The organism is Maledivibacter sp., from assembly GCA_025210375.1.
Classification (GTDB): domain Bacteria; phylum Bacillota; class Clostridia; order Peptostreptococcales; family Caminicellaceae; genus JAOASB01.
On the sequence record JAOASB010000052.1, the window covers coordinates 251,321 to 267,077 of the forward strand.

The 15,757-nt window shown below is 34.8% G+C and carries 14 protein-coding genes; 10 read left to right on the forward strand and 4 right to left on the reverse strand.

Annotated elements, in window-relative coordinates; all coding sequences use genetic code 11:
* Positions 1–154: 154 nt before the first annotated feature.
* The 4 genes from N4A68_18795 to N4A68_18810 all read left to right on the forward strand — a co-directional run bounded on the left by N4A68_18795 (position 155) and on the right by N4A68_18810 (position 4,824).
* Positions 155–400 carry a (2Fe-2S) ferredoxin domain-containing protein gene (locus N4A68_18795; GenBank protein ID MCT4566348.1) on the forward strand — a complete coding sequence of 82 codons (246 nt, stop codon included), beginning with the start codon at positions 155–157 and terminating at the stop codon, positions 398–400.
* A 2-nt stretch (positions 401–402) separates the two neighbouring features.
* Positions 403–2,127 (forward strand): 4Fe-4S binding protein, encoded by a 1,725-nt coding sequence (locus N4A68_18800; GenBank protein ID MCT4566349.1) that lies wholly within the window; start codon positions 403–405, stop codon positions 2,125–2,127.
* On the forward strand, positions 2,124–3,296 hold the full coding sequence (locus N4A68_18805) for a serine/threonine-protein phosphatase (protein ID MCT4566350.1): 1,173 nt from the start codon (positions 2,124–2,126) through the stop codon (positions 3,294–3,296). The genes N4A68_18800 and N4A68_18805 overlap by 4 nt, the downstream gene beginning before the upstream one ends.
* A 76-nt stretch (positions 3,297–3,372) precedes the next feature.
* On the forward strand, positions 3,373–4,824 hold the full coding sequence (locus tag N4A68_18810) for a 4Fe-4S dicluster domain-containing protein (protein ID MCT4566351.1): 1,452 nt from the start codon (positions 3,373–3,375) through the stop codon (positions 4,822–4,824).
* A 176-nt stretch (positions 4,825–5,000) separates the two neighbouring features.
* Here N4A68_18810 and N4A68_18815 read toward each other — a convergent pair whose 3' ends face one another.
* The 4 genes from N4A68_18815 to N4A68_18830 all read right to left on the reverse strand — a co-directional run bounded on the left by N4A68_18815 (position 5,001) and on the right by N4A68_18830 (position 8,658).
* Positions 5,001–6,950 carry a TRAP transporter permease gene (locus N4A68_18815; protein ID MCT4566352.1) on the reverse strand — a complete coding sequence of 650 codons (1,950 nt, stop codon included), beginning with the start codon at positions 6,948–6,950 and terminating at the stop codon, positions 5,001–5,003.
* On the reverse strand, positions 6,951–7,385 hold the full coding sequence (locus N4A68_18820; GenBank protein MCT4566353.1) for a DUF1850 domain-containing protein: 435 nt from the start codon (positions 7,383–7,385) through the stop codon (positions 6,951–6,953).
* A gap of 77 nt (positions 7,386–7,462) precedes the next feature.
* The gene (locus tag N4A68_18825; protein MCT4566354.1) at positions 7,463–7,588 is read right to left on the reverse strand and encodes a hypothetical protein; all 126 of its coding nucleotides are present in this window, start codon (positions 7,586–7,588) and stop codon (positions 7,463–7,465) included.
* 62 nt (positions 7,589–7,650) lie between these two features.
* Positions 7,651–8,658: a TAXI family TRAP transporter solute-binding subunit gene (locus N4A68_18830; protein ID MCT4566355.1), complete on the reverse strand. Its 1,008-nt coding sequence runs from the start codon at positions 8,656–8,658 to the stop codon at positions 7,651–7,653.
* Between the two features lie 927 nt (positions 8,659–9,585).
* Here N4A68_18830 and N4A68_18835 point away from each other — a divergent pair.
* The 6 genes from N4A68_18835 to N4A68_18860 all read left to right on the forward strand — a co-directional run bounded on the left by N4A68_18835 (position 9,586) and on the right by N4A68_18860 (position 15,753).
* Positions 9,586–10,020, forward strand: coding sequence for a winged helix DNA-binding protein (locus tag N4A68_18835; protein ID MCT4566356.1), 435 nt, complete (start codon positions 9,586–9,588; stop codon positions 10,018–10,020).
* Between the two features lie 899 nt (positions 10,021–10,919).
* A complete protein-coding gene (locus tag N4A68_18840; GenBank protein ID MCT4566357.1) occupies positions 10,920–11,495 on the forward strand; it encodes a glycerol-3-phosphate responsive antiterminator in 576 nt (191 codons plus the stop codon).
* 127 nt (positions 11,496–11,622) lie between these two features.
* Positions 11,623–11,991, forward strand: coding sequence for a hypothetical protein (locus N4A68_18845; GenBank protein ID MCT4566358.1), 369 nt, complete (start codon positions 11,623–11,625; stop codon positions 11,989–11,991).
* Positions 11,992–12,041: 50 nt separating this feature from the next.
* Entirely contained in the window at positions 12,042–12,386 is a 345-nt protein-coding gene (locus N4A68_18850; GenBank protein ID MCT4566359.1) for a hypothetical protein, read from the forward strand.
* 205 nt (positions 12,387–12,591) lie between these two features.
* The gene (glpK, locus tag N4A68_18855; protein MCT4566360.1) at positions 12,592–14,136 is read left to right on the forward strand and encodes a glycerol kinase GlpK; all 1,545 of its coding nucleotides are present in this window, start codon (positions 12,592–12,594) and stop codon (positions 14,134–14,136) included.
* A 162-nt stretch (positions 14,137–14,298) separates the two neighbouring features.
* Entirely contained in the window at positions 14,299–15,753 is a 1,455-nt protein-coding gene (locus N4A68_18860; GenBank protein ID MCT4566361.1) for an NAD(P)/FAD-dependent oxidoreductase, read from the forward strand.
* The last annotated feature ends 4 nt before the right edge of the window (positions 15,754–15,757 follow it).

Below are 15,757 nucleotides of genomic sequence, written 5' to 3' on the forward strand. Positions count from 1 at the left end.
GAAAATATGTACCCTACAATACCTAGGGTAGTAATCCACAAAAAACATTTTAGGATTAAAAAAAATAGCATATTGATAAAAATATAACGAGAGTGTATACTGTACGTGTAGACTATAAAGATCAAAATAAAATTCTACTAAAGGTGTGGTGTACATGATAGAGATTAACGTTTGTATAGGAAGTGCCTGTCATTTAAAAGGAGCATATAATGTTATAACTAATCTTAAAAAATTAATACAAGAAAAACAGTTAGAGAATAAAATTGAAGTTAAGGCAGCATTCTGCTTAGGAGAATGTACAAGGGGAGTTTCAGTAAGAATTAACGATGAGAATATAGTTTCAGTTGGTGAAGATAAAGTAGATAGATTTTTTGAAGCCCATCTCGCTGGGAGGTTATAAAATTGGATTCTCTAACTATATCTAATGCAAACTGTCGTAATTGCTATAAGTGTTTTAGAAATTGTTTAGTTAAGTCTATAAAGATTAAAAATGAACAAGCAGAAATGGTAAATAAAACCTGTATATATTGTGGACAGTGTCTAACATCATGTCCCCAGGGAGCTATAAAATTTGAAAGTGATTTAAATCTGGTTAAAAGGGCCATGAATGAAGGGAAAAAAGTTGTTGTAAGCATAGCTCCATCCTTTGTGGGAGCTTTTGATATCCTTGAAGCTGGACAAGTTGTTACCGCTTTAAAGAACCTCGGGTTTGATATTGTAGAAGAAACGGCAATTGGTGCAGAGGTAGTTAAAAATTTATATAAAGAAAGTATTAATAAGAAAAATAGAAAAAACATAATTACTACTTGCTGTCCATCTGCTAATTCCCTAATAGAAATTTATTATCCTTCTATGTTAAAATATATGCTCCCAGTGGTTTCACCCATGATTGCCCACGGCAAGATCTTAAAGAGGTCATATGGCAGTGACGTTTTTGTGGTATTTATTGGACCTTGTATAAGCAAAAATATTGAAGCTAGGGATTTTCAGCATGATACCGCAGTGGACGCAGTATTGACCTTTAATGAGCTTAAAACATGGATTAAAGAAGAAAATATAGATATACAATCTTTAAGCAATAGCAACTTTGATAATAAGTCCTACAAAGCAGGAAGTAGCTTTCCCTTAAATGGGAGCATAATAGAAAATCTTTTTAAAGAAGATAAGCATTCGTATGAATTAATAAATGTATCGGGGATTAATGAGTGTAAGGAAATATTAGAGAGCATTGAAAAGGGAGAATTGAGTAATGTCTGTTTAGAGATCAATATTTGTAAGGGCGGGTGCATAGCAGGCCCTGGAATGCCCAAGGACTCAGGCTCCTATTATTCCAGAAAAAAGAAGGTAAGGGATTACGCAACCAAAAAAGAAGTGCTGGCCCAGGAGGATTATTTCCATTTACCAAAGGAAATGAACTTAAAGAAATTATTTTTTGATAAAAGCATAAAAACAATTAAAGCAAGTGAAGAAGAAATAGAAGTCATACTAAATAAAATGGGAAAATATAAAAAGGAAGATGAGCTTAATTGTGGAAGCTGTGGCTATGACACTTGCCGTGAAAAGGCACAAGGGATATTTGAGGGTAAAGCAGAGCATAATATATGTCTTCCCTATATGAGAAATAGATCTGAAAGCCTAGCAAATATAACCTTTGAATATACTCCAAATGTTATTTTTGTACTTAGTGGCGAATTAAAGGTACTTGAGTTTAATCCCTCGGCGGAAAGAATATTTAAAGTTAAGGCCGATTATATAAAAGGCAAACCCATATCAATGTTGATTGATGACAGTGATTTTGGTCAGGTTATAAAAACTAAAGGGAATATACTTGGAAAGAGGATTTCATATCTAGATTATGGAGTTGTTCTTTTTCAAAATATATTATACCTAGACGATCAAAATGTTCTCCTAGTTATTATGTCCAATAATACCATGGAGGAAAAGCAAAAAGAAGAATTGAAGAAGGTAAAAGAAAATGCTGTAAGGGCTGCTCAAAATGTTATTAATAAGCAAATGAGAGTAGCACAAGAAATAGCAAGCCTACTTGGAGAAACTACTGCAGAAACTAAAACAACACTTACAAAACTAAAAATGATAGCATTGGCAGAAGATGGTGATCTTAAATGAGTTTTTTTATAGATATTTCATATGACAGTTTGAACAAAAATGGAGAAGAGCTTTGTGGAGATAAGGTCGAGATAGTGTATACAGATAATAGTACTATAATTGTTTTGGCCGATGGATTGGGTAGTGGGGTTAAAGCTAATATACTAGCGACCCTAACATCGAAAATAGCGGCAACTATGCTAAAGGAAGGCTCTACTATTTATGAAACAGTGGATACGATTGTAAACACTTTACCTGAATGTAAAGTCAGAAAATTAGCCTATTCAACATTTACAATAGTTAAAGTATATAACGATGGCAAAGTATATATAGTAGAATGTGATAATCCACCAATATTTTTTATAAGAAATAATAGGATTTTAAACATTGAAAAGACCGATAAAAATATAAATGGAAAGTTGATTAAGGAAAGTGAGTTTATGCTGGAGAAGGAAGATGTATTAACTGTAGTAAGCGATGGAGTTATTCATGCTGGTGTTGGTGGAATATTAAATCTAGGTTGGCAGTGGGAAAATGTGGCTGAATATCTGGAACGTTTATCAAAGGATATGAAAAGTGCTAAAAATATTTCAAAGGGTTTGGTTAATGCTTGTAACAATTTATATGTAAACAAGCCTGGGGATGATACCACTGTGGCAACAATAAAGGTTAGACATCCAGAGATAGTAAACATATTTACTGGGCCTCCACAGGATCAAAATAACGATACATATGTGATAGATGAGCTTATGAAAAGTGAAGGAAAGAAAATAGTCTGTGGGGGAACTGCGGCAAAAATAACGTCGAGAGAACTGGCAGAAGATTTAGTTACTAATATAGATTATATTGATAAAGAGGTGCCTCCTACGGCCCATATAAAGGGTATCGATTTAGTAACAGAAGGAGTATTGACCCTTAGTAAGGCGGTAGAAAAAATAAGGTGTTTCTCAGATTCCTCCTGTGACAAGTATACAGTATACAATCCTACGAAAAAGGATGGAGCTTCATTATTGGCTAGGATTCTTATAGAAGAATGTACTCACATAAATCTTTGGGTTGGTAAAGCTGTTAATCCAGCCCATCAAAACCCGGACTTACCTATTGATTTGAGTATAAAACTTAAGGTTGTTGATCAGCTAGTAAAATTGATGAAAAAGTTAGGCAAGAATGTAAATCTAATAAATGTTTAACCCATACCATTTGCAGAAATTTTTCTAGTTTATGTGCAAATGAATAATTTGGGTTTAAGATGTGGGGTGAATTATTATGAGGCGATTTGAAAATGATGTTCAAGTAATAAAATATGAAGTTTTAAAAGAAGTTGCAAGATTGGCAATGGAAGGAACTCTGGAAGAAAACCGTCATACTATACCTGAAAAAATCAGTCCAGGTCCTAAACCTAGGACAAGATGCTGTGTATATAAAGAAAGGGCAATAATAGAAGAAAGAATAAAAATAGCTAGTGGCGGGGATAAGGAAAATCCAAATAATATAGAGATTATTAATATAGCCTGTGATGAGTGTTCTATTAATCGCTATACTGTTACGGAAGCCTGTAGAGGATGCTTGGCTAAGTGGTGCCATGAAGCCTGTCCCGTTGACGCTATTTACTATGTAGGTCATAGGGCATACATCAATAACAATAAGTGTATAGAATGTGGTAGATGTAAAAATGTTTGTCCCTATAATGCTATTTCTGATGTTATGAGACCCTGTAGAAAAGCCTGTGAAGCAGATGCTTTGTACATCGATTCCGATAAAAAGGCTGTTATTGATAGCGAAAAATGTGTACAATGTGGCGCATGTGTGTATAAGTGTCCCTTTGGAGCCATTGTGGACAAGTCCTTTGTAGTAGATGTCATAGACCTATTAAAGGAATCAAAGGAAAGTGATACAAATGTTTATGCTGTTATAGCACCGGCTATATCCACCCAGTTTACCCATGTGAAAATTGGTCAATTAGTAAAGGGGATTAAGCTTTTAGGCTTTCATGATGTTGTTGAGGCTGCATTGGGAGCAGATATTATAGCCTTCCATGAGACCGGTGAGTTCGCCAAGGAGGTAGGGGAAAAGGGAGTGATTACTAGCTCTTGCTGTCCTGCGTTTGTTTCTTATATAAGAAGGAACTATCCAGAATTGGAAGACAATATATCAACTGCTGTTTCACCCATGATAGCAGTGTCAAGATTAATTAAAAATACGGATAAAAATGCAAAGGTAGTTTTTATTGGCCCCTGTACTGCTAAAAAAATGGAGATCAATGAAGAAGGGGTAAGGGGAAGTACAGATTATGTAATTACCTTTGAGGAACTTACCTCCATGATAGATGCGGCTGAAATAGATTTAAAGGAATGTGAAGAAGAAGTTTTAGATAATGCTTCTTTCTTTGGTAGAATTTTTGCACGTTCAGGAGGACTGACCGAGGCTATTAATCACGTGATTAAGGAAGAAAAAATAGATATAGACTTTAATCCAGTTATGTGCGATGGATTAGCAGAATGTAATAAAGCTTTAAAAATGGCTAAAGTGAATAGATTAAAGGGAAATTTCATAGAGGGTATGGCCTGCACGGGGGGGTGTATAGGAGGAGCGGCTTCTGTACACCACGGACCTAAGGATCGTGGTCAGGTAGATAAATATGGTAAATTGGCAATCGAAAAGAAGATAAAGGATTCTTTAAGAGTCCTAAATATAGATGACTTAGAATTAAATAGATAGTGAAAAAAGTGCCTATGGGGTATCTTTGTTGTCGCAAGTTGCAAGTTATAAGTTCCAAGTTCCAAGATTAAGGTTATTCTTGAGGAGTAAAAAGTTATTTATACCGATTAAAGATTTTTAAAGACATGGGAGAATGACCTAAAAAACTTGGAACATGGTGGAACTAAAAAAGCGCTTTAAGCGCTTTTTTTCTTTTCAGAACGTTGTAATAAATATATAACTGCAAGTAAAACAAGACCTATTCCACTGGTTATATAGCTAGGATTTACTAGCATTAAGCCAGAACCAAAGAGGATTAGTCGTTCTATGGCATTTGACGGTCTTAGGAAGTATCCGCTAACACCCCCAGCAATACCAAACATACCGATTAAAGCCGTAGTTAAAGCAACAATTACTGCTATAGGAGTTGCATCAACTAGTACCAAAACAGGAGATGTTGCAAATATATATGGAACAAGATATGCCGCAAAGGCTAGCTTTGAAGCTTCAACACCGGTTTTAAATGGATTAGATCCAGCGATACCTGAGCCGGCGAAGGCTGCCAATGCTACTGGAGGTGTTATATCTGCAACTATACCAAAATAAAATACGAAAAGGTGAGCTGCTATTACTGGAACTCCCACCTTGATTAGTGCAGGGGCTGCTATAGTAGCTTGAACTATATAGTTAGCGGTAGTGGGCATACCCATACCTAAAATAATTGATGCTATCATAGTTAAGAACATTGTAAGATAGATATTTCCTGCAGAAAGCAATACTATACCATGGGAAAGTTTTATACCCAGTCCAGTAAGGGTAACGACACCAACGATTATACCTGCACTGGCACAGGCCATAACAACGGGAAGTGCGCTTCTGGCTCCCTCTTCCAAGCCCTTAATAACTTCCTTTATACCGAATTGCTGGTCTTTATCAATATAGGAATTAATAAATCCGATTATTAATGAAGAACCAATCCCCCCTAAAGCAGCACGCATAGGAGTAAAACCCTTAACTAAAAGCCAGACTATAACGATTATTGGTAAACCCAAAAACCACTTTTCCTTTAAAAGCTTTTTAGCCTTTGGAAGTTGACTTTTTGGTATACCTTCAAGACCATTCTTCTTAGCTTCTAAGTGAACCATTATAAATATACCTGTAAAGTAAAGAAGGGCTGGTATTGAAGCTGCTAATGCAATTGTAACATAGGGTAGATCTGTAAACTCCGTCATTATAAATGCTGCTGCACCCATAACGGGTGGCATTAACTGCCCACCTGTAGAAGCTGCTGCTTCTACGGCTCCTGCAAACTCTGATCTATATCCAATACTTTTCATAAGTGGGATAGTGACTGATCCAGTACCAACCGTATTTGCAACGGAACTACCAGAGATAGTTCCCTGGGATGCACTTGCAACGATAGCAGCTTTAGCTGGACCACCGGTAGTATGTCCTGCCAAGGCGAGGGCCAAATCAGTTAACCAGTCTCCTATGCCCGTCATTTTTAAGTAGGTAGCAAATAAGAGGAATAGGAAAATAAAAGTAGAAGAAACCATTATAGGGGTACCTAGTATTGATTCAGTACTTATCCATGCATAGGTGGCTATTCTTTGAAGACTGTATCCACCATGGGAGAAATAACCAGGTACAAAATTTCCAAAGAAAGCATAAAGTAAGAAGGTACCAGAAACCGTTATGAGTACTGGCCCCGCAACTCTCCTTGTTGCTTCGATTACTAAGATAACAGCTATAATAGAAATTATCATATCGGTTTGAGTATAGGCCCCAGCTCTAAATAATAAATCTTCAAAGTTGAGAACATGGTAGCCTACGACTAGAATCGATGCGGCTAATAGTATATAGTCATACCACTTAACCTTGTTTGATTTATCACTTGTTCTAAGTGGATAAAGTAAATAAACTAATACAAGGGCAAATCCAACGTGTACACCTCTTTGTATAGTAGGCGGTTTTAGGCCAAAGGTAGCTGTATAGAGCTGCCATAAACTCCAAACTATTGCTAATACAAAAACTATTTTACCTAAAAGTCCAGTTAATTTTCTGTAGGTAAATTCTCTATCGTATTTGGCCATGAGTTCTTGTTGTTTTTCTTCATCAAGTGTTGGCTTTAGATTGTTTTCACTCATTTAATTTAACGCCTCCTCAACAATATATTTTAACAAGCTTTTCTCTACTACTCTGATTTTTACATATCCTCCCGGCTTATAAATATCCTTAAGGGGTATTATTTCATCCCCCACACATAATTTATGATTTGCTACGATTTTTCCTATGACAACAGGTACTGCATCAAATATGACGTCATAATTGTAAACACGAATGTGATCCTCATTAAACTCCCAAATGGTATTATAATCGGGACTAGCAGGCAAGTTAGCACTAAAAGAATCAAATATCATTTCATATATAGAAATATTTAAATCATTTTCAATTTTATAGGTTTCCGTAACAGGCCTTAGACTTACGGAATGTGTCCATTTAACAGAAAATTTTTCTTCCCGTTTAATGGGAAGTTGAAGTAAAACTTTATTAAGATTTGGACCTTTATCTACTACATACACCTGGAGCAAGGTAATTTTATAAAAAAAGAGTATTAAAAGTATAATAACAATGCATATAAATGCTAATCTAATCCTTTTCATATGATTTTAAAAGGGGGTGTCTCAGAATGACGAATTTCTTCGTTATTTGAAATGTCCAACGACTTGGCACCTACGTTAGTTAGCCAAACCCTTGAATTTTCAAAACCTCGAACTTCATTCATTCTGAAACACCCCAGGGGCTGAACTCAAGGGATTATATTCTAAGACAGCCCCTATCTTTAGTTTACTTAATTCCCTTTTCGTCGTAATATTTTTGTGCTCCAGGGTGAACAGGTGTAGTAACACCACTTATGGCATTTTCAAGTTTAATTTGCTTTCCTCTTGCATGGCCTTGTGCTATTTCTTCTGTATTTTCATACATAGACTTAGTTAATTCGTACACTAGGTCTTCAGGTAAATCTTCTTTAACATACATTACGGCTTGAAGAGTTACAGTTGTAGCATCAGTTTCCTGTCCCTTGTACTCACCGCCAGTAATATTAAACTTAGATGCAAATGGAACTAATTCCTTAACCTTATCAAAGTCAGATCCGTCTATAGAAAGGATTTTTACAGGGTTAGTAGTAGCTATTTCTTTAACCGCCGATGCAGGGAATGAAAGTACTGCAAATGCAGCATCTATAGTACCATCCTTTAGACCAGCAACTGCATCTGAGAAGCTGCCAGGTTTAGCAGTATAGTCCTTTGGACCGATTCCATAGGCTTCTAATAACTTCATTGCAGTTACATAAGTACCGCTTCCCGGAGGACCAGGGTTGATGGCTTTACCCTTTAAATCAGCTATGGATTTAACCCCAGAAGCTTGAGTAGTTACAACATGCATAACCTCTGGATATACAACTCCAACTGCTTTAAAGTTTTTAAGAGGTTTACTGAAGCTTTTTCCAGTACCGTTAAAGGCATCATCTGCTATATTATTCATAGCAAGAACTATATCCACCTCTCCAGATGCAACTCTGTTTATGTTTTCAACAGAAGCTCCTGCAGGCTGGATTGTAACATTAACACCTTCAATCTTGTTGTTCCAAACATTAGCTATTGCTCCACCAAGTGGATAATAAGTACCAGAAGTTCCGCCGGTGGCAAAGGCTAACTCAAGTGTTTCTCCAGGTTTTTGAGTTTGGTCTCCGCTGTCCTTATTCGGTGTTTCCTTAGCAGGTTGATCACAGCCTGCGAATACTAATGACACGGCAAGTATCATTATCAGCAAAATTGATAAAGTTTTTTTCATTAAAAAGCCCCCTCAAATATTATTTTTTAAATCCTTTATAGCATCATATATATTTCATATTGAAAATAAGATGATTAGAATGAGATGATGGAAATAAAGGATATTAAACAAATGAAAAAAGAATCAAAAACAATAAAAACCCCAGATAATTTAATCCACACGACATATAAAAATAACCAATTTACAGGTGAAATGGTATTTTCAGAAAAAGGCATAAGCTATGACTGACATAATCGAAATTCATTTACTGGGTTTCCCATTGGTTATTCATAAAAGAATGAAAACTATGTGAATATTATACTGGGTTCCATTAGTCAAGCTATTATGGGTTGCACAATAGCCATTAATAGAGCGTATAATACAAATATTAAGTTTTATTAACAATTTATTTCATTATAAATTATTAACATGAATCAGTCAAGGGAATAGAATTCATTTTATAGAATATTCGATTAAATTCAAGGAATGGATAACACTACATCTATATTGTGATTATTTTAAAAATTATTATAATTTACTATATATTAATGACTACTAAAAACTACTGAAAACTACAAGAAAGCAGTAAAAAAAATAAAACACCAGATATTACGGACATTGTTTAAACCCATAGGGCTAATATAAATGCAGCTGTAAATTTCATGGTGAGAGTTTTATGGGTAGGTGATTTTAAAGCTCCAAATGATAAATAATGTATATTTATTTATACTATGATCTCCTATAAATATGTTAAACCCTTTATTTGTAGATCTGTGGCCATGTGTAGTTTTTAGGTTTATATTCATATATATAGCCTTGCTCCAGCTATAGCTTTATTTTTTAAAGCCTTTGGTGGAATTTCTATAGTCTGTTTAATGAAATAGTTATTTGCCCATTTATATTTGTTTATGTTATAATCAATGAAAACAATTATCAGTAGGTGGTACTGTGGCAAATTACTATAAGGAAATAAATAAAATAATGGAAAAAATAATACATAAGGCTTTAATTTTAGATAAAAAGGGCTTTAAAATAGGAAAAAAAAATCAAGATTTATCTTTGTTAGATATGTTGATAATAAAGAAAATAGGAAAAGAAAGCAAAAAATCAATCTATAATCTTGTAAAGGAAACAGAGGTAGATAGAGGTGTAATTGCTACAATTATTAATAAGCTTGTAGCAACTGGGTACATAATAAAGGAAAAGGCCGAGGAAGATAAAAGGGTGAATATGGTTTCGTTAACAGAAGAAGGTGAAGCGGTATATAATATGCTTGTAGATAGTCAAAAGGAATTTTTTGATGTGATTCTAAATGATATAACCTTAAATGAAGAAAAAACAATATTAAAGTTTTTAAGTAAGATTAATCAGAATATAAAGTAGCTCAGGAAATTGCATAACTCTTATTTGGCTGAACCTAATATGTGAATATCATCCTTAATTTAATTACTTAAGATATAAGCATGTATGATGGTATAGCTACTGGGATTTTAAAGCTACCTATATAGGGTTTTCGTAGTATAACTTAACTTATACATGGACAAATATGCAATGGTTCTGGGCATTTTGGGCTTGTATAAGTTAAAGTCTATACTAAAATCCCTATAGTATAGGGTTTTCATAGTATAACTTAACTTATACATGGACAAATATGCGATGGTTCTGGGCATTTTGGGCTTGTATAAGTTAAAGTCTATACTAAAATCCCTATATAGATTTCCCAAAGTTAAACTTAATTTATACATCTCAAAATATCCGATGTTTCTAGGGAGTTTTGATGTGTATAAATTAATTGTTTAACTGGAATATCTATAGATGGTTTTTATAGTAAAGTAATTATGCAATTGCTCAGCTAAATAAAAAATGATCATTAATTTTAAAAAATAATAAAAAGGTATTGACTTATATACATTAATGGAATATAATGTATACAATAGAATATAAAGGCTGGAGAGGAAGAGAGCCACATGAAATATCCTAATTTGAATAGGTGTGTTTTGTGTGGCTTCTTATTATTTATATCTAAAAATTTATATGGCAAACCATATAATTAAAATTCAGTCAATTCAATCAATTGAGTAAATTGCATAATTACTTTCTATAAAAATTATTTATCCCAGGGGGTTTTAAAATTCCAGGGGTTATACCATGAAATATGTTTATAGCTTAAGTAATTACATCAGGGATGATATTCCCATATGTAGCTTAGCTAAGTAAGAGTCATGCAATTTATTTTAAGTAAATGTTTACAATTCTGCATCTATAATTCGTTAGATATGGGAGTGGATACATTGAAGAGTAAAATTTTAGAGAAATTAGAGCAAGAGCCCATTATTGCTGCTGTTAACAAATTGGAGAAAATTGATCTAGCTATTAAATCTCCTTGTCAAAGCATTTTTCTACTTACAGGAAGTATTTATAATTTAAAAGAAATCATTGATAAAGTTAAAGAAGCAAATATGTATATATATGTTCATATCGATTTAATTGAGGGGTTTTCAAAGGATAAGGTAGCATTAAAATATATTAGTGAGAAGATGAGACCCGATGGGATTATTACTACAAAGGGAACCCTTGTTAGAAAAGCAAAGAGTATGAATATATGTGCTATACAAAGACTTTTCTTATTAGATTCTCTTTCGTTGGATACGGGAATAGATTCTGTATACTCCACGAAGCCAAATGCAATAGAGGTTATGCCTGGGATCATACCTCGAATGATTACAAAAATACGCAATCAAACCAATCTCCCTGTAATAGCAGGTGGTCTTATTGATCGTAAGCAAGATGTGATTGAATGTCTTAAAGCAGGTGCTGTGGGCATTTCTACAAGTAACGAAAGGATTTGGCATATGTGATTTTTTCAGTCCTTAGGAAAACGTTTGGACTAAAAAATAATTACTTAACCATTAAGGAGGTGAATTTTTAAAAGTCAAAGCGCCTTATTTTCAACTTTTTAAAATAAAAAAAGCTAGGAGGTAAAGAATGAAACATTTAGGAACAATTTTAGGAGCGGCTATTGCTGGTATGTTTGTTATGAGCGTTTGGGGTGCATTTTCAAACGAATATGGTATTGGTGGCGGTTGGTTTGCTGGGTTTATGATTATTGCAATAATGTGGTATTTAAATCATTATATAGGAATTATCAATAATGATGGAGCGGCGGTTGATATGGCAGTAGGTATAGGCATGGCTGGTACTATGAGAGATGTATTTTTACATGGAGCCGACGCTGGTATAGCTTCACTTCCAACATTATCAGTTGCTGCTATAGGTGGAATCTGTGGTGGATTAATTGCATATAGACTTCAAGTATATTTGGCTAAAAAACAAGAAGCTGAAGCAAAGGCTTAAAAATATTTAAAGAGATTAAGATATAATATGATAAGGGGGATATAAGATAAATGACTTTTGCTAATGTGATAACTACATTTACCGGTGGGTTTATATTTGCATTTTTAGTTAGAATGTGTTGGGGAAAAATGAATGAAGATTGGGGATCTATTGGTGGCTGGATGGCAGCTGGCTTTATTGTTGCAGCTACATGGACATTAAATCATGGTGTTGGGTTTATAGTACAATCAGGTCCAGCTTGGATAGATATGGCTTGGGCATCGGGACCCGGGCTATTTGCTGCATCCTTAGCTTCAGGAGAGAGTGGGAAAAATGGACTTGTAAATGCTGCTTTTGCACTCATAGGTGGAACAATAGGTGGATATGTACTATCGTGTCTTAACTTCTTCCATTAATTACATAAAATACATTAATAAATCTACATTTTGATTCTTTAAGATGATCAATGTTTCAAGGATATTAGGGAGAATAAAATGTAAAAGATTTATTGCGATTTCTGATTTCTATAGATAAAAAGTATTAAAAATCGATTATTTTAAATAACAAAATATTGTTTATGAAATAATAGAAAAAATTTTCATTTATTAGGGGGATAAAAAGATGACTAAGAAGTATATTATGTCCTTGGATCAAGGAACTACTAGCTCAAGAGCTATCATATTTGATCATGATGGCAAAATAGTAAAGACAAGTCAAAAGGAATTTACTCAAATATATCCAAAAGCTGGCTGGGTAGAGCATGATGCAATGGAGATTTGGGGATCTCAAAGTGGAGTAGCTAGAGAAGTTTTGGAAACTGCTGGAATAAGACCAGAAGAAATAGCAGCCATTGGAATTACGAATCAAAGAGAAACAACAGTTGTATGGGATAAAAATACTGGAAAGCCAATATATAATGCTATAGTATGGCAGTGTAGAAGAACTGCGGGGATATGTGATGAATTAAAGGAACGAGGATTAGAAGGTTATATTAGAGAAAATACAGGACTTGTTGTGGATGCTTATTTCTCTGGAACCAAAGTTAAGTGGATACTTGACAATGTTGATGGTGCAAGGGAAAGAGCTAAAAATGGAGAATTATTATTTGGGAATATAGATACTTGGTTAATCTGGAATCTTACTAGGGGAAAGGTACATGTGACTGATTACTCAAATGCGTCTAGAACTATGTTATACAATATTAAGGAACTTAAATGGGATGAGAAAATCCTTAAAGAATTAGATATACCGACTGCAATGCTTCCAGAGGTTAGGCCTTCAAGTGAGTTATATGGATATACGGATTCAAAGACATTTGGTGGAGCAGAAATACCTATAGCAGGTATAGCAGGAGATCAACAGGCAGCATTATTCGGTCAAGCGTGTTATGAGCCAGGTATGGCAAAGAATACATATGGAACAGGCTGTTTTATGCTTATGAATACTGGAGAAGAAATGGTTCCATCAAACAATGGACTATTGACTACAATAGCTTGGGGAGTAGACGGCAAGGTTGAGTATGCCCTTGAGGGAAGTATATTTGTAGCTGGTGCATCTGTTCAATGGTTGCGTGATGAATTAAGATTGATTGACGATGCTAAGGACAGTGAATATTTTGCTAAACAAGTGGAAGATACCAACGGCGTATATGTTGTTCCTGCCTTTGTAGGCCTTGGGGCACCATATTGGGATATGTATGCTAGAGGAACTATAGTAGGACTTACTCGTGGTGCAAACAGAAATCACATTATTAGAGCTACATTGGAATCAATTGCTTATCAAACAAGGGATGTTCTTGAGGCAATGCAAGATGATTCAGGTATAAATCTTCAAGCCCTTAAGGTAGATGGTGGAGCTGTTGCTAATAATTTCTTAATGCAATTCCAATCGGATGTATTAGGTGTACCCGTTGATAGACCCGTTGTTGCAGAAACTACAGCACTTGGAGCAGCATATTTAGCAGGTTTAGCAGTTGGATTCTGGAATAGCAGGGAAGAAATCTCTAAAAAATGGGCTGTAAACAAACATTTTGAGCCAGAGATGTCCTGTGAGCTTAAAGAAATGAAATATTTAGGCTGGAAGAAGGCTGTAGAAAGATCATGCAAGTGGGAAGAAGCAGAAAAATGTGAAGCTTGTGAAGAAGCAGCTACTTCTGGAGAAGAATAATACAAATATAGAAATTCTACTTTACAAGTATGAATTGTAAGGTTATAAAATTAGTACTTTAAGGCGTGAGAATAAGAGAGCCGTATGAGTAAACTTGTAAATAGGTTTAGCTTATATGGTTCTTTTTTATTAAAGATATACGCTACCAGGAGGGGTCTTGTTATGTACGATGTAGCTATAATTGGTGCGGGTATAATAGGAACTTTTATAGCAAAAGAGTTATCTAGATATGATCTCAAGATTACTTTAATAGAAAAGGATACAGATGTGGCAAATGGAACAACCAAAGCAAATAGTGCTATTGTACACGCCGGATATGATGCTAAACGAGGCACACTTAAAGCAAAATTAAATGCCCTTGGAAATCCTATGTTTGATAAAGTTTGTGAGGAATTAGATGTGCCCTTCAAGAGGATTGGATCACTTGTCATCGCTACAAATGAAGAAGAAATGAGTAGTATAAAGGAGCTATATGAGAGAGGGATAGAAAATAGTATCCCCGATATGAAGATTTTAAATCGTAATGAAACAATAGAAAAGGAACCAAATCTTAATGAAAAAGTTATTGGAGCTTTATATGCTCCAACGGCTGGAATTGTTTGTCCTTGGGAATTAGCCGTTGCTTTGGCAGAAAATGCAGCAGATAATGGTACGGAAATTAGATTTGATAGGAAAGTAACAGATATTCAAAGGGTAAAAAACGGATACTGTTTATATATGGAACAAGAAGCCATAGAAGTAAAATACGTGATCAACTGTGGGGGATTGTATGCAGGAGAAATAAATGATATGGTTTCATCGAGAAGCTTCAAAATATATCCAAGAAGAGGTCAATATAACGTTTTAGATAAAAGCGTTGGAAATATTGTCAGTCATGTGATTTTTCAAGCACCAACCAAATTAGGAAAGGGTATACTTGTAACACCTACAGTACATGGGAATCTACTGGTTGGGCCGGATGCTGAAGAAATCGATGATAAAGAAAATACATCAACTACAAGTGAAAGAATTCAATTTATTCGTAAAGTTTCTGAGAAAACAACGGAAAAGGTACCTTTTAATACAACCATTACAAGCTTTGCTGGACTAAGGGCAAGACCGAGTACAGGGGATTTCATTATAGAGGAATCAAAGGAAGCCAAGGGATTTATAAATGTTGCAGGAATCGAATCACCGGGCTTATCTGCTTCACCGGCAATTGCTAAGTATGTTGTAGATATTTTAGAGGGAATAGCAGGAAAATTGAAGGAAAAGAAAGATTATATTGAGAAGAGAAGACCAGTTATTCGGTTTATGGAATTAAGGGATGAAGAGAAAGAACAGCTAATAAGAAAAGATCCACGCTATGGAAGAATTATATGTAGATGTGAAGGTATTACCGAGGGAGAAATTGTAGATGTCATTAATAGGAATGCAGGTGCAAGGACGGTAGATGGTGTAAAAAGAAGGGCTAGACCTGGTATGGGAAGATGTCAGGGAGGATTTTGTGGACCTAGAGTAATGGAAATTCTTGCAAGGGAACTAGAAATGGATATTAAGGAAATTGTAAAAGGCAATAAGGATTCTTATATACTAACAGAAGAAACAAAACAACCTAGCTTAGCTACGAATGAATAGGAGG